The sequence below is a fragment of the Cyanobium sp. ATX 6F1 genome, assembly GCF_024346315.1.
Taxonomy (GTDB): Bacteria; Cyanobacteriota; Cyanobacteriia; order PCC-6307; family Cyanobiaceae; genus ATX-6F1.
Window position 1 is genome coordinate 364443 of the sequence record NZ_JAGQCS010000001.1, and the last position, 22808, is coordinate 387250.

Here is a 22808-nt window from a genome sequence, read left to right on the forward strand (position 1 = left end):
CTTCCCGACGGACTGGCGGGCGTCCCGTCACAGCGCCCCCGAGGCGCTACCTGCCATGTCCTGCTATCTCGATGCGATCACCCGCAAGGATCCCGTCGCCGTGATCGAGCAGTGCCACCTGCACCTGCTGCAGATCCTGCGCTCTCAGCAATGCAACCCGATCCAGCGCTCCTGGATCAGCGATCAGCCCTATGGAGAAGAGGAGATCACCCTGCTGGAAGAAGAGTTGATCCCTGCGATGGAGGAGTTCCTCTCCCGCATCAAGGAGATCGATGATTGCCTCCTGGCGAAGCAGGAATTTCTGGAGAGGTGCCAGCTGGAGGCCGTTCGTGATCGCGCTCCTGCCACTGAGGCAGCCGCCGCCTGAGGCGATCAGGGGCTGCCACGCGCCAGCCCTTTTGGGGCTCTGTCCCTCGGGGCCATGCCCCTCACCAGGCTTTGCCCTTGCGTAGGTAGCTCTCCAGTTCCGCCTTGCGGATCACCCGCGACTCGTGGTTGTTGCTGATCTGAACTAGGCCACCGGTCATGGCAGCCGTGGCTCGCCATGGGCCGGGTTCAGTCGGGACCGGCCTCGGGCACTCACCCAACAAGGCCGCCAGCTCGTCTCGTGCTCCAACCACCTGTCATCGTGCCGCTCACTTCTGTTGCCAGGCCCAGCAGGTCGAGCGATCTGACGGTGGGGGTGTGTCGCGCGGGCTTCCTCATGGTCGCCCCACGGGCAAGGGCAATCGGGCGAGCGCAGCTGGCCTTGTCGCCGTGAGTCGAGTTCCAGCCGTGGTAGCTACCATGGGTCATTACCAGATCAGGGGCATCCGATGGACACCGCACGTCTGTTCCAATCGGGCCGCAGCCAGGCGGTACGGCTCCCGAAGGACTACCGCTTCAGCGGCAACGAGGTGGTGGTGAAGCATTTCGGCAACGGCGTGCTGCTGCTGCCCATCGATGACCCCTGGCAAACCCTGGAGGCGGGGCTGGCAGCCTTTGAGCCGGGGTTTGTGATCACGCGCGAGCAACCCGAAGAGCAGATCCGAGAAGCGATCAGCCCATGATCTTGCTCGATACCAACATCTGTATTTACATCATCAATGCCAAACCAGCCGCTGTGCTGGAGCGGTTCAAGAACTACCGACTTGGAGAGATTGGCCTCTGCAGTGTGGTAGCTGCCGAGCTGGCCTTTGGTGTTGCCAAGAGTAGTTCGGCACGCAACCGTCAGGCTCTGGAGATGTTTCTGGCCCCACTAACGATACTGCCCTTTGACGAGCGCGCCGCCTGGGCCTACGGCGACCTGCGTGCGGAGCTGGAACGCCGGGGTACACCGATTGGTTCACTCGACACGATGATCGCGGCCCATGCCCTGAGCCTGCAGGCCACGCTGATCACCAACAACACCCGTGAGTTTGCCCAAGTGCCCGGTCTGCATGTTGATAACTGGGCACCAACGGCGTAAGGCGCCGCACAGGCGCTTTGAACTCCACAGGATTCGAATCACCAGGCCTTGCCGCTCCGCAGGTAGGCCTCCACCTCAGATTTGCGGATCACCCGCGACTCGTTGTTGTTGCTGATCTGCAGCAGGCCGCCACTGATCCTGGCCGACACGCGCCAGGGGCCAGCTGGTTCCTGTGGCGGCGGTTCACGGTTGGCAGAGCCACGGCTGGCAGAGCCACGAATGGCCGGAGGCATCAGCGCAGCCACAAGACGTCAACACCCCTTGCCAGCGGCAACCGTGGCCTGGCAATGGAGCCTGAACACAAGGAGCCCAGCCATGCCCGCCACCATGATCAGCGCCAGGTCGATGAAGGCCCCGGCTCAGGTCGCCCGGGTCCACGCCAAACCCCGCACCGGCATCTGGCCCCAGCAGGTGGTCGGCGCACCGGGCGTTGCCTTTTCCGTCGCCATGGCCCCCTCGCGGGGCAGCTTCGATCGGCAGATGACGAAGACCACCCTGCCTGTGCCGTCACGGGTGCGGCGCACCGGTGGCTGGAGCAGCGGCAATCTGCTCAGGATCTCTTGAGCGCTGGACGAACGGGGCGGTGCACCCCATAGCCACGGCACAGGCACGGATTCAGCCTGAGTCCTCGAAGCAAGCAAGCCGAACGATCGCTCTGCTTACAGGGGGTTGAGGGATCGTTGGTTGGCCATCACCCAGCGGGTGAAGGTTTCACGATTCAGTTGACCACTGGCGACGGCCAGCACAACCGCCTCGGCAGCATCCACGCTGGCGGAAAGCTCAAATCCATTGAGCACCAAGGTGGTCTCCATGGCGGCATGGCCGACGCGCTTGTTCCCGTCCACGAAGGGGTGGTTCTGGATCAGCGAAAAGCCCAGAGCTGCTGCTTTCGCGATCAACCCTGGGTAGAGATCAACACCGGCAAAGCTTTGGCGAGGCTGGGCCAGAGAGGCCTCCAGCAAGCCCAGATCGCGTAGGCCGGTCATGCCACCACTCTGGTGAATCAGGCGACGGTGCAGTTCCAGCACCTCTGCCAAGTGCAGCCAACGCATCAAGCCAGGCGTTGATAGAGCACCTGGTTCTTCTCAAGAACCCGTTGCGCGGCAGCATCGAAATCGGCGGACTGATGAGCCAGCAGATCCCGTACGGCTGCAGCGGCCAACTCCGCCTCTGGTACCTGGAGCCGAGCGGCAGCCTCGCTGAGCGCCTGGGCCTGGTGGTCGCTGAGTTCGATCGCGATCGCCATGGAAGCTTCTACTCGCTTTCCAACGATGGCACCTTCCTCGGCTGATAGTGCCCCGTGAACCACCAGAAGGGCCATTGGGGACTGACTCACCTGGGGATGGGTCGCGCGGGCTTCCTCATGGTCGCCCCACGGGCAAGGGCTGACGCAAGCGGCTCGGCGACAGGCGCCGTCGCCGCCCTTGCCTGCGCGGGGCACCACTCGGGCGTCCCGCGCTTTGCCTTTCATGGCCGCGTCCAAGTCCCGCTCACACAAAACCTTCGCTGGTCCCACGGCTGAGGAAAAGATTCTCGCCTCGTTGATCGAGTTGATGGAGGCCGGTTCAGCTCCCTGGCGCCGGCCATGGGATGGCAGCGGCGGCGGCCACCACGTCAACTTGATCTCGGGTCATCGCTACCGCGGCGCCAATCCGATCATGCTCACACTTGGGATGCACGTTCGGGGATCGGCCCTGCCGTTCTGGTGCGGCTTTGCCGAGGCCAGGAAGCTGGGGATCTTCCCCAAGAAGGGCAGCAAGGCGGTCTGCATCCTGCGGCCCCAGCTACACAGCTGCGAGGAGGCAAGCGTTGGCGGTGAAGTCAACGTGCGTAGCTGGGCCAGCTACCGGCCGGTGGCGGTCTTCAATGCATCTGATCTTGAGGGAGCAGCACTGGCTGGCCTGATCGAAGCCCGCAATGCAGCGGAAGGCGTGGAGTCCAAGCCGGAGCCCGAGCGCCTGGGGGCCGCCGAGGCCGTGCTGGGTGCCTGGCCGGCGCCGGTCAGCTTCGGGGGTGATCGAGCCTGCTATCTGCCGGCGATCGATCGGATCCAACTCCCTGATCGCGCCAGCTTCCACTCACCAGCGGCGTTCTGCGCCACCTGGGCCCATGAAGCCGTCCACTCCACCGGCCATGAGTCGCGCCTGAAGCGGGATCTCGGCGGTGTCTTCGGGAAGGCGCGTTATGCCCGCGAGGAACTTGTTGCTGAGTTGGGGGCGGTGCTGCTGGGTGATCGGTTGGAGATCGGCAGCGAGATCGAGAGTCATGCCGCCTATCTCGGCCACTGGATCGAGCTGCTCAAGGAATCGCCCAGGGTGCTGTTTCAGGTGCTCAGCGAGGCGCGGCAGGCGGCGGATCTGATTTGTCCTGAGGCGGCTGGGCAGCTGGAGTCCCAGGGCCTGGCCCTGCCCACTTGAATGGTTACGAACCGTTCTCTCAGCTGGAGGCCCTGAAGCTGAGGTGAAGCACATCAGCGAAAGCTGGCCATGGTTGCTGGTTGCAGGAATCTGGTGCTTCGCAGGAAACGCCGACCAAAACACGCTGAGCCCCCATAACTTGCGTTGACACGAAACGGCATGGGGGAATTGGCTTGTTGGACCTGGGGGCTTCCCTGGCGATGCCAGGATCAGGGCAAAGGGGGTGGCTGGGGGCGTTGGCGGAAGCTGCAGTCGGATCCATGCGCTACTGCCTGAGCTTCACCGCCGCCAGCCTGAGGCCCGAACTGGCGGCCGTGATCGCCAAAGTGCACCTGCAAGAGGGGGATTGGCGCAAGACCAAGGCGGCCGTCTTGGAGAGCAACGCCCTCCAAGCCCGATCCGCCAGCACCGCAAAAAGGCTGGAGTCGGAATTGCGGCAGCGCTTGCAGACCCTCACGCCTGCCCAAATGGAACTGCTGGCCAGGGGGACGAGCGAGGAGCGCAGGGCGATGGCCTGGCTGGCGGTGCTCAAGCGGATCCAGCTGGCCTGCGATCTAGTGCAGGAGGTGCTGGCCAAGAAGCTGGTCGGGATGGATCCGGTGTTACGCCGCTCCGAAATGGTCGCGTTCTATGACCTGCAGGAACGCCACCACCCGGAGCTGGCCAAGGTGGCCCCGTCCTCGCAGCAGAAGATCCGCTCCACCCTGTTGCACATGCTCCGCGAAGCGGGGCTACTCGCCGGTAAGTCCGGAAAAGGAGGAACACTTGGAATGGTGCAGAGCTCCTCGCTCACAGCTCAGGCCCAGCAGCTGGTGACGGAAGACGATCCAGCTCTGTTAGGCGGCTTCCTACTCAGCCCACCGAGCCTGCGAGCGATTCAACCCACCGCGGCGAAGCCAGCAAGCCGTAAGCCAGCAAGCCGCACCAAGAGGACGGCATGAGCAGCAGCGTCGCCGGCCTCGACAAGCGTCTGCAAGAGATCCTCATGCGGCCGGAGTTCCTTGAGATGCGTGGCGTCGCCAAGGAAGTGCCGATTTTCATTCAGACCTACAACCCCGCCGATGAAGATCAGCTGCGGTTGGTGGTGAGGGGGGTGGAGCAGCACCTGCGCAAGCAGGGTCTGCGAGTGAAGCAGGTGGACCTGTTTGAGCTGGTGCTGCAGCTGCTGGAGGCCAAGGGATACCTGGATGTGGTGCTGCAGGAGGAGGCGAGTTGGAGCAAGAGCGATCTATTCGACACCCTGCAGAACGTGGCTGAACCCACATCGGCCCTGGTGCCCAAGCTGATGGCTGACCTGGGCGATGACACCCAAGTCAGCCTGATCACCGGCTCCGGCCGCGTTTACCCGTTCCTGCGAACCCACACGATCCTGGAGGCACTGCAGCCGGCGATGGTGCGCCATCCGGTGGTGATCTTTTTCCCCGGCGAGTATTCGCAGGACGCCGACGGCGGCTCCTACCTGCGCCTGTTCGGCACCAGTGCCACCACCAAGATCGAAAACCCGCATTACCGCGCCACCAACCTCGACTACTTCGACATCAAGAGCTCATGACTGCCTCCACCATCCGCGAGCTGTTTGCCAAGCCGGTTGATCGCCCGATCGACGGGGTGATCAAGGCCGACGACGAGCGCCACCTCGAGATCGAGCTCGACGAGTACGTCGTGACCCGGGAGGTCAGCAAAGGCCTGGGTGCCTTCACCGACGCCTACTTGCACAACCCCACCGCCAACGGTGTGTGGATCTCAGGGTTCTTTGGCTCGGGCAAGTCGCACCTGCTGAAGATGCTCTCGCTGATGCTCGATGGCGAGAAACGGGTAGGTGAGCAGGGCAGATTGCCGGTGGAGATCCTCCTGCCCAAGGTGGAGGATGAGATCATCCGAGCCGATCTCAAGAAAGCAGCGGCGATCCCGGCCCGCAGCCTGCTGTTCAACATCGATCAGAAGTTCGATGGCATCGGCGGCACCCACGAGGCACCGATCCTCGAGGTGTTCATGAAGGTGCTCAACGAGCTGCAGGGCTACTACGGCAACCAGGGCTATGTGGCCCAGCTGGAGCACGACCTCGACACGCGCGGCCAGTTCGAGGCCTTCAAGCAGACGTATCAGCGCCTCAATGGCCGCAGCTGGGAGCAAGACCGCGACGCCCTGGCCACGGTGACCAAGCGCAGCTTCGCGCGGGCCTATGCCGAACAGTTCGGCGGCAGCGAAGACGATGCCGTGAAGGTCATCAATGACGCCAAGGACAGCTACCGCCTCTCGATCGAGGGTTTTGCCGCCCGCGTCAAGCAGTATCTCGACAGCCAGCCAGCAGGCTTTCGGCTCAATTTCTTCGTGGATGAGGCGGGTCAGTTCATCGGCCAGGAACGCAGCCGCCTGCTGAATCTGCAGACCGTGGTGGAAAGCCTGGCCACCGCCACCGATGGGCGGGCCGCGGTGTTCATCACCTCCCAGGCCGACCTGGAGAACATCCTGGGGCAGGTGAAGTTCGAGCAAGCCGATGATCTGAGCAAGATCCAGGGCCGCTTCAAGACCAAGCTCACCCTGGCCAGCGCTGATGTGCAGGAGGTGATCCAGCGGCGCCTGCTGGCCAAAACACCCGATGAGCCTGAACAGCTGATCGAGATCTACGAACAGGAGAAGGACAACTTCACCACCCTGTTCCGCTTTGGCGATGGCTCCCTGCAGCTGAAGGGCTGGGGCGACTGCCAGAGCTTCTGCGGCCTCTATCCCTTCCATCCCTACCAGCTGAGCCTGTTCCAACAGGCGATTCAGAGCCTCGCGGCCCACAGCGTGTTCGAAGGGCGCAACATGGCGGTGGGGGAGCGCTCGATGCTCTCGGTGTTCCAGGAAGTGGCCAAGGCGATCAAGGAGCTACCCGTGGGGCGCCTGGCCAGCTTTGACCAGCTCTATGACGGTATCCGCGATGTGATCCGGGCCGACAAGCAGCAAACGATGGTGCTGGCCCAGAACCAGGTGGGTCCGCTGGAGCTGCGCATCCTCAAGGCCCTGTTCCTGCTCAAGTGGGTGCCCCAGTTCAAGAGCACGGCGCGCAACATCGCCATCCTGCTCATCGATGAACCAAGTTTCGACATCCGCGCCCATGAGCAGGCGATCAAAGAGGCCCTGATCAATCTCGATTCGCAGTCGTACCTACAGCGCAGCGGAGAGCTCTACGAATTCCTCACCGACAAGGAAAAGGATGTGGAGCAGGAGATCAAGCGCACCGAGGTGGCGGATTCTCAGGTGATCAAGGCCCTGCACGGGGTGGTGTTTGACGACGTGCTGCGCAGCAACAAGATTCGTTTTGAAGACAACGGCAACGACTACCCGTTTGCCCAGAAGATCGACGACGGGCTGGTGAAGGGCAAGGAGTCTGATGTGGCTGTGAACCTGGTGACGCCGGAGCACCCCCATTACAGCAGCGAGGCGGTGCTGCACAGCCGCAACTTCGGTGGCACCGAGCTGATGGCGATCCTGCCGTCAGAAGGCCGGCTGCTCGATCAGATCCGAAGCTACCTGAAGACCGACCTCTACATCCGCCAGAACACTGGCGGCGACGACGAGACGCTGAACGCGATCCTCGGCGTCAGGGCCCGGCAGAACACCAGCCGGCGCCAGGAGATCAACTTGCAAGCGGCCGCCCTGCTGCGCAAGGCCACCCTGGTGGTGAATGGCCAGACCCTCTCGGCGGGAGAAGGGGAACCGGCCACCCGCTTCAGCAAGGCGTATCAGGAGCTGATCCGCTCGGCCTTCCCCAAGCTCAAGATGATCCACGGCAACTTCAGTGAAGCCACCGTGGCCAAGGTGGTGAAGGAGCAGGACGACCTGCTGGAGGGCTCGGCGATTCAGCTCTCAGAAGCGGAGCAAGAGGTGCTCGTGGAGGTGGAGCGCCAGCAGAAGCTGGGCGAGCGGCTCAGTGCGGAAGATCTGGTGCGCAAGTTTGAGGCCAGGCCTTACGGGTGGGGCAACTGGGCGACGCTCACCTTTGTGGCGCGGTTGTATCGGCTCGGGAAGCTCGAGCTGCGGGAGAAGGAACTGCTGAGCAACGCCCAGGTGATCGAGGCGCTCACCAACAGCCGCCGGCTGGCTGGTGTGGGCGTGCGCAAGCAGGAGCAGTTCGATGCCAGTGCGGTGAATGCGCTCAAGCGTTTCCACCAGGAGCTGTTTGGCGTGCAGAGCAGCGGCACCGATGCTCGCAGCACCGGTGAATCGTTCAGAATGGTGATGGCGAATGAAGCACAGGAGCTGCGGGAGATCGCCACCAAGGCTGATGCCTATCCCTTCCTGGCCGAGCTGAAGCCCTGGGCCGCGAAGGCTGAGGAGCTGAGCAAGAAAGACGACGCTCATCTGCTCAACCAACTGACCAGCTTCAAGGGCGACTGGCTGGACGGCGAGCAAGAGCTGCTGACCCCGATCAAGCAATTCCTCAAGGGCAACCAGAAGGCGGTGTTTGACCAGGTGAAGGCCTTCGAGGCCAGCTACCGCGATGAATTCGCCGACTTGCCAGAACAGCTGGTGAAGAGCCTGACCACCTTGCTGGCGAGCACGAGGCCCTTTGCCGGTGGTCTCGTCCCCCAGGCCAACAACGCCATGGTGGAACTGCAAGGCCAGCTCAAGCAAAAGCTGCAACAGGCCCAGGCTGCAGCCCTACTGGTGCTCGAGGAGCAGGAAACCCGCCTGAAGGCAGATGCCGCCTTCCAGAAGCTCAACGACGAACAACAGAGCCAGGTGCTTCAGGCCACCACCCAGGCGAAAGCGGATGTGAAAACCGCCGCACAACCGGGCCGCGTGGCCCTGCGGGTGAACCGTTACCGGCAGGAGGAGGTGCCCCGGCAACTGCAGCGGATCGCGGCCTTGAGCATGCCTCAGGGAGTCGAAGCGGTGGCGCCGATCAAGGTGGTAGCGGCCTCGAACCTGAAGGTGAACTGCCCGCTCAGCCAGATCACCAGCGGCCAGGAGCTGCAGCAGTGGCTCGATGCCCTACGGACAGCAGCCCAAACCGAGCTGGATCAGGGGCATCGGATCAGCCTTTGAGGTTCCAGACCGTTTTCATTGACCACGCGATTGACCCACCTGCTAACCCCTCCTGATCCATGACCGTCAACACCGCTGCCCTGAAATCTTTCGCGCCGGCGATGCGCCGTCAGCTACTGGTGGCCGTGGGCCGAAAGCTCGATCTGCTGCTCAACAGCCAGACGACCGACACTCTGGCGACCTACGCCAGCCAGATCGCACAGCTTCGCGAGCAGGAGGCGGAAAACCGAGCGGTGCTGCTGGAGCGGGTGGCCTACAGCTGGTTCAACCGGCTGGCTGCGCTGCGATACCTAGATGCCAAAGGCTGGCATCCGTTTGGCTGCAGGGTTCTTATGCCCGCCAGTGAAGCCGAAACCCAGCCGGAGCTGCTCAAGCTGATGCGCTCGGGAGGCCTGCCAGCCGAGCTCAAGCTGCACACCAACGAAGATCGGCTCCATGGCCTACTCAATGGCCAGATCCCACCGGCCATCGCTGGCGCCGACCCCCAGGGGGAGGTGTATCGGGAGCTGGTGCTGGCGGTGTGCCGCTTCTATCACCAGCTGCTACCAAACCTGTTCGAGGGGCTTGATGACGCCACTGAGCTGCTGCTGCCCGACGACCTGCTCACCGAAGGCTCGATCGCGGCAGGCTTCCGCCACTCGATCAGCGACACCGACTGCGACGACGTGGAGATCCTCGGCTGGCTGTATCAGTTCTATATCGCCGAGAAGAAAGATGAGGTGATGGCCCGCAAGAAGGCGGTGCCCACGGAAGACATTCCTGCGGTAACCCAGCTGTTCACGCCCCACTGGATCGTGCGTTACCTGGTGGAGAACTCACTGGGGCGGCTGTGGCTGCTGAACCGCCCGGACTCGAAGCTGCGCGAGCAGATGCCTTACTACATCGAGGGCGAAGCAGAAACCGATTTCCTGAAGATCAATAGACCAGAAGAAATCAAGCTGCTGGATCCAGCCTGTGGCAGCGGGCACATGCTCACCTACGCCTTCGACCTGCTCAGCCTCATCTACGCGGAGGAAGGCTACGCGCCCAGCGAGATCCCAGCTCTGATCCTGCGGAACAATCTGTATGGGCTGGAGATCTGCCCCCGTGCCGCCCAGCTCTCTGAGCTGGCTCTTGTGTTCAAGGCGCGGGAATCATCACGGCGTTTCTTCCAGCCGGATCAGCTGGTGCGGCCGCAGATCATTGACCTGCAGGATGTGCGGTTTGGTGATGATGAGCTGAATGACTACATCCAGGCTTTGGATCTAGGCGAGCTCTTCGATCAGCGCTTGCTCAAGCTGCTCCACCAGTTCGAGGACGCGAAGACCTTCGGTTCGTTGATCCAGCCCTGTATGGATGAGGGGAGTATCATCTTCGTGCGCCAAGCCATCGAGGCGAAGGACCTCGGCGGGCAGCTATTCCTTTCCGAGACGCACGGCAAAGTGTTGCGTTTGCTCGATCAAGCTGAGGCGCTCACCCAGCGGTGTCACGTCGTCGTGGCCAATCCGCCTTACATGGGCCAAGGTGTTATGAACCCAGAATTAAAGGCTTTTGTTTCCGAGCGGTATCCTGATTCAAAATCAGATTTATTTGCTGCGTTTATCGAATCCAACAACGCTCGTCTCATCCCCAATGGAACAAATGCGATGATAACGATGCAGAGTTGGATGTTTTTGTCTTCATACCAGAATCTCCGTAAAAAACTTCTTTCGCAGACTCGAATTCTTTCGATGGTACATCTTGGACCTCGTGGATTTGACAGCATTGGCGGCGCAGTCGTTCAAACGACAGCTTTCATTTTTGAGAAAAGACCTGCCAATAATTATCGAGGCTATTTCTTCCGTCTAGTTGAAGGGCAGAACGAATTTGCCAAAGAGACAGCCTTCGTCCAATCAGTTGAGTCTTTATCTCGCTCCACTAATTCAATGGTTTACCGTGCATCCACTTCAGACTTCTGCAAAATACCTGGCAGCCAGATCGCATATTGGCTTAGTAAGCGTACGGGAACAATTTTCCAGTCAAACGAGAAACTTGGCAGTATCTTTAGCGTCAATCCGGGAATCCGCACAGGAAGAGATGAGCAGTTCTTGAGACTTTGGTTTGAAGTCTCACAGAATGCGATTCAGTTTGGCCTAACAGATGCGGCTCAAATGAGAGATGATCTACGTTGGTTTCCTCTGCATAAGGGAGGTCCGTTTAGAAAGTGGTATGGCAATTCCGAACACGTTGTTAATTTGTATGATGACGCGATTGACATTAAAACAAAAAGTCCAGATTATCGGCTTCGTGACAAGTCCTGGTATTTTAAGCCATTCGTTACTTGGTCAAGGATTAGCTCGTCAGACGTTGCATTTCGAGTTATCGACAATGGAGTTCTTTTCTCAGATGCCGGACCAGGCATCTTTGCTAACGACCGATGTCATGAGGTAACAGGACTGCTTAACTCAAAACTCGGCAATCACTTTCTTGAAGCTATTAACCCTACGCTAAACTATCAAAAGCAAGACATCGAGGGAGTTCCATTTATTCAAAAATGTAAGGATACCTTCGTAGCAGAACTGATCGGTCTTGCCAAGCGTGACTGGGACAACTTCGAGACTTCGTGGGACTTCCATGACCAGCCCTTGCTACGGCCGGGGCTGAAGGGCCAGGCGTTGAAGGCGAGCTGGCGGAATTGGGAGGCGCAGAGCACCGCCGCCATCCGCCGGATGCAGGAGCTGGAAACGGAAAACAACCGGCTCTTCATCGCCGCTTACGGCCTCGAGGATGAGCTTGAGCCGGAAGTGCCCGAAGAGCAAATCACCCTCGCCCGCGCCGACGCCCGCACGGATGTGGCCGCTTTCCTCTCCTATGCCGTCGGCTGCATGATGGGGCGCTACAGCCTCGATGAGCCAGGCTTGACCCTGGCCGATTCCCTCGATAGCCAAGCCGACCACCTCGCTGCCTACGAAGGCAAGGCGGGCAAGCCCCTCAGCGAAGTCCAGTACTTGCCCGATGCGGACGGCATCCTCCCCGTGCTCGATGGTGAATGGTTTGAAGACGACATCGTGGCCCGTAGCCGCGAGTTCCTGGCCGTCACCTTCCCAGAGAGCTCCCTGGCCGAGAATCTGCGCTTCATCGAAACCTCCCTCAGCAAAGACCTGCGCAAATACTTCTGCTCAGACTTCTACAAGGACCACCTGCAGACCTACAAGAAGCGGCCGATCTACTGGATGGTGCAGAGCCCAAAGAAGGGCTTCGGCTGCCTGATCTACCTGCACCGCTATACCAAGGACACCCTCAACCTTGTGCTCAACAACTACTTCCGCCCTTACCTCTCCAAACTGGAGGCTCGCCTCGCCCAGCTAGGCCTCGATCAACTCAACGACGATCTCCCCACCCGCGAGCGCACCGCCGCCCGCAAGGAGGCCGAGAAAATCACCAAGGTGTTGCGCGAATGCCAGGCCTGGGAGCAGGACGCCCTCCTCCCCCTGGCCCAGCAACGCATCGAGCTCGACCTCGATGACGGTGTGAAGGTGAACTACCTCAAGCTTCAGGAGGTGCTTGCACCGATTCCTGGGCTGGCGGCGAAGGAGGACTGAGGTATAATAAGGTTATTACAAACAAGTAACGCTACTTATTCCTGCCGTGGCACACAAAAGCTTGTGAAAATAAAAAGGCTAGAAATTGAAAACTTCCGCTGCAAGGACAAGGCCACTCTTAAGCTTGGCTCACGTCTTACTCTACTTCTCGGCGAGAATGGGTCTGGTAAAACAACATTCCTTGATGCGATAGCGATCGCATTAGGTGCCATCATTTCCTATTTACCCAAGGCTAAAGGGAGAAGCTTCCAGAAGCGTGGAGAGATTCGTCAAATTGGAGGGAGGACACTCAAATACGCGCGTATTGCTGTTGAAAGTATAGAGGGTATTTCTTGGGATTGCGTCGAGAAAGATCCGAAGTCAAGAGTCAAGATACCTGAGATTGGCAAGAGACAGCTGAAGGAATATCTTGACCAACAAATTCTCGAGCCACTCGCCAATGAAGATGATTTTGTTCTTCCAATCTTCGCTTTCTACGGGGTCAGCAGGGCCTTGCTTGATATTCCAGAAAGGCGTCGTGGTTTTGACTTAGAGTCCGATCGAATTTTTGATGCCCTGGATCAAGCCCTGACATCTGGATCTAATTTCAGATCTGCTTTTATATGGTATTTCAACAAAGAGATGGAAGAGTTGAGGCTACGCAATGAGATACGTAACTTTGACATTACGCTTCCACAGCTAAGGGCTGTACGTAAATGCTTAACGACACTTTTTCCAACTCTTACGAATCCTCGTTTTTCCGTGAAACCTCCCCTTCGTCTCATAGTCACTGAGAATAGAGAGGATCTAGAACTTTCACAATTGAGCGATGGCTATAAAACCATGATCGGTGTAGCTATTGACCTGTCACGTCGCATGGCAGCAGGCAATCCTGACATGGATAACCCTTTGGAATCGCCCGCAATCGTAATGATTGATGAGGTGGATCTACATCTCCACCCAGCCTGGCAACAGAGGATTGTTTCGGATTTGCTCAAATGCTTTCCCAATACTCAATTTATCGTAACGACTCATAGCCCGATTATTGTTGAAGGGATTAATAATCTCTTGAAAAGATATGCCATTGACAAACTGCTTCCAGCCTTCTTGGACGATGACTCGCTGATTAATATTAGGGCCCTGCACCCGCTCAATCCAGCGGAAACGGCAGTCTATCAGGTTACGCAATACGATCAAGTAGAGCTTATGGACATGGAAGAAGGCCTAACTGCTGACAGCTTAATTGAGAACTTTAATCAAGTCTCACTCACCTTTGAACACATGCGTGAGCTCGAGTGGAGATTGCAGAATGAACATCAAGAAGAAAATGGCTAGGACATGGCAGGAACCCCTCGTTTAGACCTTATTCCAGCCAGTCTGGTTCATTGTATTTGTTTGGCCAACAAGAATCCCTGTGATCTCTGCTGCGGTAAGATTTGTTTTCTAGATCAGGGGATACGTGTTACTATAAGGCCAAAAAAAGGAGAAATTGCCGCTGCCTTGGCGCTTGATGGATGTGTCTTTACGGATTACCAAAAAAAATGTGATGGACTTTTCGTCTTATTTAGATCTGGCCGCGTCGACATTATACTTGTTGAACTGAAGGCTAGTCATGTTGTTGACGCATTTGAGCAGATCTCGCATGTTATGCAGAGTAGGAAGGAGTATCGCGATATAGTGTCGCACTTGACATCTTTAGTGGCAAATCCAAGGCAGATTGTGCAGAGGTCTTTCATTGTTACGACGGGATTTCTCAATCCACAAGTACGGCAGAAGTGGGAGAAGGCTTGCGGCGTTCTGCCCAGGGTGATTACTGTTGAAAAAACAGCTTCGTCCGCGCCCGATCTTCGAAATGAGCTATAAAGTATGGTTAAATCATTATTCGCAATTCAGAATTGTCAGCTTTCTGTCGCTCATTTTGACTTAATCGATATATCTGTGTATGAGATCGCCTCGTTTTTAATGAAGTTGTGGTCAGCTATCTCAGGGTTCGTTGCAAATCAGGATTAAGTCAGCATGACCCGAACCCCCGCCTCCACATCCCGCATCCACGAGAGTCTGGACGCCGCAATTGCCCGTAAGCGCGTGGTGATCTGGTACGACCCCAGCGGTGAGTGGACAGAAGACTTCGAGAGCTTCCAGCCCAAAGGCACCGAGAAGCGGCGCGTGATCGGCAACGAATTCTCCACCAAGGTGGAGATCAGTCGGGCGCCACTGAACCAGCGCTTCCTGCTCTACATCCCTTCCGAGAAGCCTGCTGAGAAGGACAACTGGCTGCTGGATCTGCTCCTGGCAGGCCATGAATTCAAGGCCGACCGGGCCTCTCTCGATCTCCAGGAAGCGGGCCTCACCCTTGAGTTCAAGGAGTTGGCCCAGCAGCACAAGGCCTTTTTCCGCTCTCCCATCCGCACCCAGCAACTCAAAGAGCTGCTGCGCCCCAACGACGACGAGAGCGCCGTTCGGCTCAAGATGCTTGCCGTGGTGGCCAAGCAACCAGCCGACATCGACAAGCTGTTGCTCCATGCCTTCAGGCAGCTGGATCCCACCGATACAGAGGCCGATGATCCGGTGCAGGCGGCCTACGGCAGCGCGCTCCTCAGCGAGCATTTCTGGAAAGCCGTGGCCAGCAAGTTCGGCTACCGCAGCATGGCCCCGAGCTTGCGCGATTTCGCTGTAGCGCTGTTCAAGAGCGTTAGCCCGATCGGTCCCCAAGGCGACCTGCAGCCCCACGGGCGCGTGTTCCTGAGCTTCTGGAAAGACAGCAACCGCAATCGAGCGGTCTTCGAGGCCTGGTCGCTAGCCATGGCTCAGCTGCTGGCCATCGAGCCGCAGCTCAACGACGCGCCCCCGGAGTTCGATCCAGGCGAAGAGGACAGCTTCGAACTGATCGAGCGCTTCGTGTTGCATCGCCTCGTGAACGGGTTCACCGCCGGTGTGGCCGATGCCCAGCTGCTGCAGACCATCCGCAACCGGCGCCATTCCACCTGGTACGACAAGCACCAGCACGGCTACCAGGCGATTGAGCACGCCATCAGTCTGCGCAGCCTCTTGGAGAAGGCCGTACTCCAGGTGGAGAGCTTGGACGCTGGTCTGCAGCAATACATCAGCGGCTGGTGGCGCATCGATGAGGCCTACCGCCGCTGCACCTTTCACGCCCGCACCTACCAACAGCCCGGCCTGCTCCAGAAACTCCGCCACTGGGTGGAGAGTCACTACGTGAACAACTTCCTGCTGCCGCTCACCAACAACTGGAGTGATCAGGTGGCCGGCCTGAGTCAGTGGCGCTCACAGGCCCTGCCAGCGCAGAAGGAGTTCCACATGCGCTACGTGCATGCACCCCTGGGCTCCAGGGGCATCAAGCGGCTGTTTGTGGTGATCTCCGATGCCCTGCGCTACGAGGCCGCCCGCGATTTTGCCGATCGTCTCTTGAACCAACCAGGCAAGGGATGGCAGGTGGAGGTCGACGCGCTGCTGGGTTCGCTGCCCTCCTACACGCAGTTGGGCATGGCCTCCCTTTTGCCTGGGGCACAAGTGAGCATCAATCCCGCCGATGGTTCAGCCGTGGTCGATGGCCAGAGCGCCAGCGGCACCGTCAACCGCGACAAGATCCTCAAGACCTACGCCAAGGGCCGCGCCAAGGCCCTGCTTGCCGATGACTTCCTCAGCCTCCCCACCAGCACCGCCGGAAAAGAGCTCACGCGAGACAACGACCTGATCGTCATCTACCACAACCGCATCGATCAAGTAGGCGACAAGCAGGCCACCGAAGCCCAGACCTTCCAGGCGGTGGAGCAGGCCTTTGAGGAACTCGAGCAGATCCTGCGCAAGATCGCCAGCCTCAAGGGAAGCCAGGCCCTGATCACCGCCGACCACGGCTTCCTGTTCCAGCAGGAGCCCCTCGATGCCAACGACAAGGCGGTGTTCCCCCCAGCCGATCAGCTCCCAACCAAAAGTCGACGCTTCGCGCTGGGTGATGGCATCGAGCCGAGGCCTGGCCAGAAGATCTTCGCGGCCCAGGCCCTCGGCTTCACTGGCGGCTGGAGTGCTGTGTTCCCTCTGGGCCTCGATCGCTTCCCGATCAAGGGTTCGGGGTCCCGCTTCGTGCACGGCGGCACGTCTTTGCAGGAGGTGGTGGTGCCGGTGATCAAGCTCAAGCGAGAGACCAAAGAGGAGAGTCGCCTGGTGGAGGTGGAGGTGCTGCGACTGCCCGCCAAGATCACCACAGTTCGCCTGTCATTGGCCCTGTTCCAGCACGATCCGGTGGAGGCCAAGAAGGTGATGCCCCTGCAGCTGCGCATTGGCCTATACGCCAAGGCCGATGGCGCCCCCCTCTGCGCGCCCCGCACGGTGCTGTTTGATTCGGCCGCCACCGATCCCCGTGAGCGCGAGCAGCCACTCATGCTGGAACTCTCCAACGCTGCCGACGACTACAACAACCAGATGGTGGAGCTGCGCCTAGAGCGGCTCGTGGAGGGTGTCGCCGATCCGGTTCCCTACAAGAGCGCTGAACTGAAGCTGCAGCGGCCCTTCGGCAGTGATTTCGATGAGTTCTGATGGCCTTAGCCCATGCCTAAGCTAATGGCATCATTGGAGCCCTTTGCCATGGAGCCAGCTGTCCCACTGCCGCGTTCGGAGCCGCACACGGGGCCGCACTCAGGGCCTCGTCTGGTGAATGTGCATCAGGCCAAAACCCAGTTGTCTCGCCTGATCGATGATGCCCATGCCGGCGAGACGATCGTTCTGGCCAAGGCCGGCAAGCCCTGGGCCAGGCTGATGCCATTGGCACCGCCACCCCCGCAGCGCCTTCCTGGTCGCCTGCGCAGCTATGGACCCCTGAGCGATCCCGGCATCCTCCTGGAGCCTTTGGAGGCTGATGAGCTCGCCAGCTGGGAAGAGAGCCCGCTGATCTCGGCAGCCCCCAACCCGTGACGAACTCCGCGGCCTACCTGCTCGACAGCCATGTGCTGCTCTGGTGGTGGTTTGATCCTGATCGGCTCTCGGCCGCTGTGCGTGAACTGCTGATCGAGCCCACCAACACGGTGCTGGTGAGTGCAGCCACGGTGTGGGAGCTCAGCCTCAAGTACCACCGCGGCAAGCTGCCTGAGCTGGAGCGCGCCATCGATGACCTGCCGGGACTGCTGCAGGCTGATGGCTTCCAGCCCCTGCCGATCACCCACTCCCATGGGCTGAGGGCCGGCGCCTACAGCCAGGCCCACCGGGATCCGTTTGATCGGGTGCTGGCCGCCCAGGCAGAACTGGATCGCCTGGTGCTGCTCACCGCCGATCCGCAGCTCTCCACCTTCCCCTGTCAGACCCTTTGGTGACCTCGCATGGCGATTGAGCACAGCCCCCTCGATCAGAAGATCCTCGAGCACTTCCCCGGCCTGGTGGTCCGCAAGGACCTCACCACCGAGCTCAAGCAGAACGCGGTGGTGCCCACCTACGTGCTCGAGTACCTGCTCGGCCAGCACTGCGCCACTGACGATCCGGCTTTGATTGCCGAAGGGCTCGAATCAGTGCGCCGCATCCTCGCAAAGCACTACGTGCACCGCAACCAGTCGGAGCTGGTGAAATCCACGATCAAGGACAAGGGAAGCCACAAGGTGATCGACAAGCTCACCGTTACCTTCAACGAAAGGGCTGGCTTCCACGAGGTGGAGTTCACCAACCTCGGCATCAAGAAAGTGCCGATCGACGATTCCTACGTCAAGCGCTACCCCAAGCTGCTGGTGGGTGGCATCTGGGCGATCACGGACGTGGAGTACGAACTCCCCGTCGACCCCAAGGCCAGCCCCTGGCAGATCTCAACAGTGAAGCCCATCCAGGTGGCCGGCGTCGATCACGAGGAGTTCCTGGCGGCACGGGCGAAATTCAGCACCGATGAATGGATCGATGTGCTCATGCAGAGCGTGGGCTTCAACCCTGAGCACTTCAGCCGCCGCGCCAAGCTACTCACTTTGATCCGGCTGATTCCTTTCTGCGAGCGCAACTACAACTTGCTCGAACTGGGACCAAAGGGAACGGGTAAATCGCACATCTTTGCCGAGTTCTCACCCCACGGGATGCTTATTTCTGGTTCAGAGGTCACCGCACCAAAGCTTTTTGTCAGCAATATCAACGGCAAGATTGGCCTGGTGGGCTACTGGGATTGCATTTGTTTTGACGAGTTCGCCGGTAAAGACAAGAAGGTCGATAAGACATTGGTCGATATTATGAAGAACTACATGGCTAACCGCACCTTCTCGCGCGGCATCGAGCAGCTTTCGGCCGAGGCCTCGATGGTGTTCATGGGAAACACCCAGAAGTCGGTGGCCTACATGCTTAAGCACTCTCATTTCTATGAGCCGCTGCCCGACAAATACATCGACTCGGCCTTCCTCGATCGCATCCACGCCTTCAACCCCGGCTGGGAAGTGGCACCGGTGCGCCATGAGCTGTTCTGCAAAGGCTATGGCTTTGTAGTCGACTACATCGCCGAGGTGCTCAAGCACCTGCGCACCGAGGATTTCACCAGTCGCTACAAGACGTTCTTTGAGATCAGTTCAGAGGTCACCACTCGAGATCAGACCGGTTTCGAGAAAACCTTCTCCGGGCTGATGAAGATCATCCATCCCGATGGCAAGGCCAACAAGGAGGAAGTCGCCGAACTGCTGGAGTTCGCGATGGAGTGCCGCCGCCGAATCCGTGAGCAGATACTAAGAATCGACGACACCTTCAAGCCCAACGACTTCATCTTCCGCGACCTCAAAACCGGCAGTGAGGTAACGGTTCTGACCCCGGAAGAGAAGCAGTACCCTGCCTTCTCCGGTCTCCGTCCCCCCGCTTCCCAACCAGGTGGAGTGGCCACCGAACCGGCCCCTGGCGAAGGAGGCCTGGTTGCAGGAACAACGGACAGCGACCAAAGCGAGACAACCGATCCGCAGTCCGATTCCTCAACTCTCAAGGAGCACCATCTGGTCGTTCCTGAAAACTCCAAGGGTTGGAGCTACCGGCGGCTGTTTGGTGATTACCTTCGTGGTGCGACGGGGATCATCATTCGAGATCCCTACATCCGCCATTTCCACCAAGTCCGCAACATGGTGGAATTTCTACGCATGGTGAATGAGATTACACCTGTGGGCGATGAGGTGTCGGTCCACTTAATCACCGGATCTGATCAAGACACGATGGAGAAGCAGTTGGAGAACCTAGGCCAAGTGCAGGATTCATTCGCGGGCACCAGCACACCGTTTAGCTGGGAGATCGATGCCAGCGCCAACTTCCATGCCCGCAGCCTCACCACCAACACGGGCTGGAAAATCACCCTCGATCGAGGCCTGGATTTCTTCCAATGGTTTGAATTCTCAGCCTTAAATGCCGCAGCGGCGGTGCAGGAGGCCAGGCTGGTGAAGGGTTGCGAGATCAACTACATCGCTGTGAAACCCTGACGACTCAGTCGTTCTGAGTGGCCACCATCCATACCCGCTTGAGTGGAAGAGCCAGGCGGATCTCTTCCGGCAGCCTCTCGTAGTGCTCAAAGAGTTTCTCAAGCAGATCCTTGCGGCTCCAGAGCCGGACCCGGAAGAAATCCCGTGCCAGCTCTTTTTGAACATTGGGCTTGAAACCACCCCAGCTCACGAAGAGGCAGGTCTCGGCGCCGAATTTCTGCCCGGCGCCGATCAGCTTGTCCACCGTTGGCCGATCCGCTGGCTCGGATCCTGACTTCACCTCAACGCAAATCTTGGGCTTCCCGAAGCCCAACTCACCACCGCCAGCCAGGATGTCGGCACCTCCGTCAGCTCCCTCCGGGCTGCGGTAGGTGGTGTATCCCTCGGCCCGCAGGATCGCCTCCACAAGTTCGGTGAGGCCATGCCCCTTGAAGCGGGCCTCGATCAGCCGCTCCACTTGATCGCCGGCCAGCTCCTCCAGGTTGACGTTGATCGGGGCGCTGACGTCGCTGATAGTTTCACCCTGACCTGGCTGCTGCGGTGTGGCCACGCTCGCGCCAGCGCTCTCCGGCTTCCATTTGTTCGCAGCCATCGCCCGCACCCGTGCTTCCGCGTCGTTCCGCTGGATGCGACAGATGGTGAGGAACGCCCCGAATGAATAAAGAATGTCTTGCGGGAAGGCGCTGCGGGGGATCAGGCCGCTGAACCAGTTGACGCTGCGCCAGTGGAAGTAGGGATCCGGGCCTCCCTGCTCGAAGTGATAGCCACTGGTGATCTCTCCGAAGTAGAGGCCCGACTGGAGCTTGGAGGGCATCACAACCCAGTCTCCCTGTGCCATGTCGCGCCCAAAGGCCCACACCTGCGCAGACCAGTTGATCAGCGCCTTGGCCTTCTCCTCTTGGTAGCGCTGCTCCATTGCATGGATCAGGGCCTGCCGGTCAGCCAGGGCAGCCAGATCCACATTCAGAGCATCCCAGGCCAAGTACACGCGACCCTCGTCGAGAAACTTCTGCTCCTGCTCGCCGTGGGAGCCGGCGCGGATCAGCCAAAGGGTCATGGGCCTACTCCGTCACCACCAATCAGTCTGAGCGCTTCCTCGTATTCCGCCTCAATCCCCAGCCCTGAATCCTCATCAGGCGTGAGCCGCTTCATGCCCACATGGATCAGGCAGGCCAGGGCTAGGTCGCTCCAGCGGCCCGGCAGGGTCTTCAGGGTGCGGGAGGTGCCTGGCTCATTGATCTGCAGCCCGCTCTGGCCCACCGCCGCCACCTCGCTGATCACCGCCAGGAACTCGGCCTGGTCCATCGCCTGGAAGCGGCGCAGGGCATCGAGGCAGTAGGTCACCGCGTCCGGCCTCAAACCATTGCTGCTGGCCTGGCGTAGGTCCCGCGCGGCGACCTGCCCCCGCAGCGCCTTGGCCTGCTCGCCCAGCTCCCCAAACGGGTGCTGCTCGATCACCTGCAGCAGCAGCGCATCGGCCTCGTCGCGGTGCTCACCTGGATCCAGCTCCAACAGCGCCTGGGCCAGGCTCAGGCTGGCCACCGCATCGTTCGGTGCCACCGCAAGGGCCTGCCGGAACCGTGCTGCCCCTGCCGCCAGTGCGCCCGCCGCGGTGAGCAGGCTCCCGAGGGTGCGCAGCGCATAGGGGTTGCCAGGCTCCAGCTCAATCGCGCTCTCAAGCGCCTGGCGTGCTTCTGCCTGGTCCTGGTCCCTCAGCGCTGCCACACCCAGGGCCACCTGGGCATTGGCAAACGAAGGATCCACCGCGACCGCCCGCCGCAGGAGTTCACGGGCCTCCTTCAGCTGACCCTCATCGCTGGCCACCATGCCCAGGTTGTAGAGCGCGTCTCGGTTCTCGGGTTCGGCTTCCAGCAGGGCCACCAGCAACGGCCGGGCCTCGCCGTAGCGGCGTTGCTTCAGCAGCGGTGTGATGGCCGCCATCGCCTCGGCTGTCGAAGTTGCACTCTCAGTGGCTGGGCTCCAGTTCACCTCGATGCGCCCATTGGCGAACACCACATCCACCCGCCCGCCCATGGCGCCATAGGCCTGCTGGAAGTAGTCGGTCACCGCCCGGTGGAAGGCCGCGCTGCCCGGCTTACCGCTGTCTTCCGGCAGCAGCTTCCGATCGAAGGTTGTCTCCTCGATCGTGAACGAGGTGGCCTGCATGCCCATTCAGCAAACCCCAGCGGGATAGGCAGGCTGCCAGTTGTACCAGCGCGCAATCCCGAGCTTCTCGGCCCAGGCGTCGATCATCTCCCGATCCGGATCCGGCGTCGTGGCCTGCTCTCGGGTGCTGGCGATCAGCTCCCGCGCCAGCGCTTCGAACCCTGCCGCCTGATACGGCACCGCCAGTGGCGGCAGGCCCACCAGCTCAGCGGCCTGGAAGGCATAGGCCGCGTTCATCCCCCGGCTCGCCTTGACGACCGCGGCAGGAGCCAGTCGGTCGATATCGGCATTGAGGCTGGGCACGTTCTGCTGCACCTGCTCCTGCAGCACCGCCGCCTGCAAGCCCCGCAACTCCGGTGCCTCCTCAAACAGCCACTGGTCAGCGCACAGCCCCGGTCCGATCGAGCGCAGCTGCACCATCAGGCCGTTGTAGAAGCCAAGCCCCAACTCCCGTACCCGGGCCAATGGCAGCTTGCCCTTGTGCAGCTTCTCCACCTGCGAGACCACCTGCTCGCGCGCCTCCCGCTTCTCCGTGAGGTTCACCCGCAGCTCCTGGGGCACCTCCACCAGCCGCAGCAGCAGGGCTGCCTCAAAGGCCACGTGGTAACTGCAGGCCTCGTCGTCCTGCCTGAACAGGATCAGGTGCGCCTGCCGTTCCTTGTTGGCGGGCTTGAGGGTGGCGAGGGTGCTCAGACCCGGCTCCTGAGCCACGGCCACCGGCAGTCCACTGACCGCTTCCACCCGCTGGAGGATGCGGGACACGGCCGGTAGGAGCGCG

19 protein-coding genes are annotated in these 22808 nt (G+C 60.2%); 15 read left to right on the top strand and 4 right to left on the bottom strand.

Annotated elements, in window-relative coordinates; genetic code table 11:
• Positions 1-55: 55 nt before the first annotated feature.
• From KBZ13_RS02055 to KBZ13_RS02070, 4 genes are all read left to right on the top strand, one after another.
• Complete coding sequence (locus KBZ13_RS02055; protein WP_255005448.1) at positions 56-367, top strand: hypothetical protein; 312 nt, start codon at positions 56-58, stop codon at positions 365-367.
• A gap of 448 nt (positions 368-815) precedes the next feature.
• The gene (locus tag KBZ13_RS02060; RefSeq protein WP_255005453.1) at positions 816-1049 is read left to right on the top strand and encodes an antitoxin; all 234 of its coding nucleotides are present in this window, start codon (positions 816-818) and stop codon (positions 1047-1049) included.
• Positions 1046-1447 (top strand): type II toxin-antitoxin system tRNA(fMet)-specific endonuclease VapC, encoded by a 402-nt coding sequence (locus tag KBZ13_RS02065; RefSeq protein ID WP_255005454.1) that lies wholly within the window; start codon positions 1046-1048, stop codon positions 1445-1447. Before KBZ13_RS02060 ends, KBZ13_RS02065 begins: the two co-directional genes overlap by 4 nt.
• A gap of 315 nt (positions 1448-1762) precedes the next feature.
• Positions 1763-2011, top strand: coding sequence for a hypothetical protein (locus KBZ13_RS02070; protein WP_255005455.1), 249 nt, complete (start codon positions 1763-1765; stop codon positions 2009-2011).
• Positions 2012-2106: 95 nt separating this feature from the next.
• Here the strand turns inward: KBZ13_RS02070 and KBZ13_RS02075 are convergent, their stop codons facing one another.
• A complete protein-coding gene (locus KBZ13_RS02075) occupies positions 2107-2499 on the bottom strand; it encodes a type II toxin-antitoxin system death-on-curing family toxin (protein WP_255005459.1) in 393 nt (130 codons plus the stop codon).
• A 44-nt stretch (positions 2500-2543) separates the two neighbouring features.
• Here KBZ13_RS02075 and KBZ13_RS02080 point away from each other — a divergent pair, with 44 nt between their 5' ends.
• The 11 genes from KBZ13_RS02080 (at position 2544) to brxL (ending at position 19864) form a co-directional block, all read left to right on the top strand.
• Positions 2544-2738 carry a hypothetical protein gene (locus KBZ13_RS02080; protein WP_255005461.1) on the top strand — a complete coding sequence of 65 codons (195 nt, stop codon included), beginning with the start codon at positions 2544-2546 and terminating at the stop codon, positions 2736-2738.
• A 178-nt stretch (positions 2739-2916) separates the two neighbouring features.
• Positions 2917-3864 carry an ArdC family protein gene (locus KBZ13_RS02085; RefSeq protein ID WP_255005469.1) on the top strand — a complete coding sequence of 316 codons (948 nt, stop codon included), beginning with the start codon at positions 2917-2919 and terminating at the stop codon, positions 3862-3864.
• 236 nt (positions 3865-4100) lie between these two features.
• Positions 4101-4805, top strand: a complete 705-nt coding sequence (locus tag KBZ13_RS02090) for a BrxA family protein (protein ID WP_255005470.1) — start codon at positions 4101-4103, stop codon at positions 4803-4805.
• Positions 4802-5416 (top strand): DUF1788 domain-containing protein, encoded by a 615-nt coding sequence (locus tag KBZ13_RS02095; RefSeq protein WP_255005471.1) that lies wholly within the window; start codon positions 4802-4804, stop codon positions 5414-5416. Before KBZ13_RS02090 ends, KBZ13_RS02095 begins: the two co-directional genes overlap by 4 nt.
• Positions 5413-8898: a BREX system P-loop protein BrxC gene (gene brxC / locus KBZ13_RS02100; protein WP_255005473.1), complete on the top strand. Its 3486-nt coding sequence runs from the start codon at positions 5413-5415 to the stop codon at positions 8896-8898. The genes KBZ13_RS02095 and brxC overlap by 4 nt, the downstream gene beginning before the upstream one ends.
• 59 nt (positions 8899-8957) lie before the next feature.
• On the top strand, positions 8958-12458 hold the full coding sequence (gene pglX, locus KBZ13_RS02105; protein ID WP_255005483.1) for a BREX-1 system adenine-specific DNA-methyltransferase PglX: 3501 nt from the start codon (positions 8958-8960) through the stop codon (positions 12456-12458).
• Between the two features lie 63 nt (positions 12459-12521).
• A complete protein-coding gene (locus KBZ13_RS02110; protein WP_255005486.1) occupies positions 12522-13772 on the top strand; it encodes an AAA family ATPase in 1251 nt (416 codons plus the stop codon).
• Positions 13773-14453: 681 nt separating this feature from the next.
• Complete coding sequence (gene pglZ, locus KBZ13_RS02115) at positions 14454-16991, top strand: BREX-1 system phosphatase PglZ type A (RefSeq protein ID WP_255005504.1); 2538 nt, start codon at positions 14454-14456, stop codon at positions 16989-16991.
• A 114-nt stretch (positions 16992-17105) separates the two neighbouring features.
• Positions 17106-17366 carry a type II toxin-antitoxin system Phd/YefM family antitoxin gene (locus KBZ13_RS02120; RefSeq protein WP_255005507.1) on the top strand — a complete coding sequence of 87 codons (261 nt, stop codon included), beginning with the start codon at positions 17106-17108 and terminating at the stop codon, positions 17364-17366.
• Positions 17363-17761 carry a type II toxin-antitoxin system VapC family toxin gene (locus KBZ13_RS02125; RefSeq protein WP_255005509.1) on the top strand — a complete coding sequence of 133 codons (399 nt, stop codon included), beginning with the start codon at positions 17363-17365 and terminating at the stop codon, positions 17759-17761. Before KBZ13_RS02120 ends, KBZ13_RS02125 begins: the two co-directional genes overlap by 4 nt.
• Positions 17762-17767: 6 nt before the next feature.
• The gene (gene brxL, locus KBZ13_RS02130) at positions 17768-19864 is read left to right on the top strand and encodes a BREX system Lon protease-like protein BrxL (RefSeq protein WP_255005513.1); all 2097 of its coding nucleotides are present in this window, start codon (positions 17768-17770) and stop codon (positions 19862-19864) included.
• Positions 19865-19868: 4 nt separating this feature from the next.
• On the opposite strand, the gene KBZ13_RS02135 is transcribed toward brxL, so the two are convergent.
• The 3 genes from KBZ13_RS02135 to KBZ13_RS02145 are packed head-to-tail and all read right to left on the bottom strand — an operon-like array spanning position 19869 to position 22792.
• Positions 19869-20921 carry a restriction endonuclease gene (locus tag KBZ13_RS02135; RefSeq protein WP_255005515.1) on the bottom strand — a complete coding sequence of 351 codons (1053 nt, stop codon included), beginning with the start codon at positions 20919-20921 and terminating at the stop codon, positions 19869-19871.
• Positions 20918-22030 carry a tetratricopeptide repeat protein gene (locus KBZ13_RS02140; protein ID WP_255005516.1) on the bottom strand — a complete coding sequence of 371 codons (1113 nt, stop codon included), beginning with the start codon at positions 22028-22030 and terminating at the stop codon, positions 20918-20920. Before KBZ13_RS02140 ends, KBZ13_RS02135 begins: the two co-directional genes overlap by 4 nt.
• Positions 22031-22036: 6 nt before the next feature.
• Positions 22037-22792: a hypothetical protein gene (locus KBZ13_RS02145; protein ID WP_255005519.1), complete on the bottom strand. Its 756-nt coding sequence runs from the start codon at positions 22790-22792 to the stop codon at positions 22037-22039.
• Between the last annotated feature and the right edge of the window lie 16 nt (positions 22793-22808).

Coding starts and splice junctions, on each gene's coding strand:
- pglZ (WP_255005504.1), top strand. CDS start 14,454: ATGACCCGAACCCCCGCCTCCACATCCCGCATCCACGAGAGTCTGGAC.
- KBZ13_RS02135 (WP_255005515.1), bottom strand. CDS start 20,921: ATGACCCTTTGGCTGATCCGCGCCGGCTCCCACGGCGAGCAGGAGCAG.
- KBZ13_RS02075 (WP_255005459.1), bottom strand. CDS start 2,499: ATGCGTTGGCTGCACTTGGCAGAGGTGCTGGAACTGCACCGTCGCCTG.
- KBZ13_RS02095 (WP_255005471.1), top strand. CDS start 4,802: ATGAGCAGCAGCGTCGCCGGCCTCGACAAGCGTCTGCAAGAGATCCTC.
- brxC (WP_255005473.1), top strand. CDS start 5,413: ATGACTGCCTCCACCATCCGCGAGCTGTTTGCCAAGCCGGTTGATCGC.
- KBZ13_RS02060 (WP_255005453.1), top strand. CDS start 816: ATGGACACCGCACGTCTGTTCCAATCGGGCCGCAGCCAGGCGGTACGG.
- KBZ13_RS02085 (WP_255005469.1), top strand. CDS start 2,917: ATGGCCGCGTCCAAGTCCCGCTCACACAAAACCTTCGCTGGTCCCACG.
- KBZ13_RS02055 (WP_255005448.1), top strand. CDS start 56: ATGTCCTGCTATCTCGATGCGATCACCCGCAAGGATCCCGTCGCCGTG.
- KBZ13_RS02140 (WP_255005516.1), bottom strand. CDS start 22,030: ATGCAGGCCACCTCGTTCACGATCGAGGAGACAACCTTCGATCGGAAG.
- brxL (WP_255005513.1), top strand. CDS start 17,768: ATGGCGATTGAGCACAGCCCCCTCGATCAGAAGATCCTCGAGCACTTC.
- KBZ13_RS02065 (WP_255005454.1), top strand. CDS start 1,046: ATGATCTTGCTCGATACCAACATCTGTATTTACATCATCAATGCCAAA.
- pglX (WP_255005483.1), top strand. CDS start 8,958: ATGACCGTCAACACCGCTGCCCTGAAATCTTTCGCGCCGGCGATGCGC.
- KBZ13_RS02070 (WP_255005455.1), top strand. CDS start 1,763: ATGCCCGCCACCATGATCAGCGCCAGGTCGATGAAGGCCCCGGCTCAG.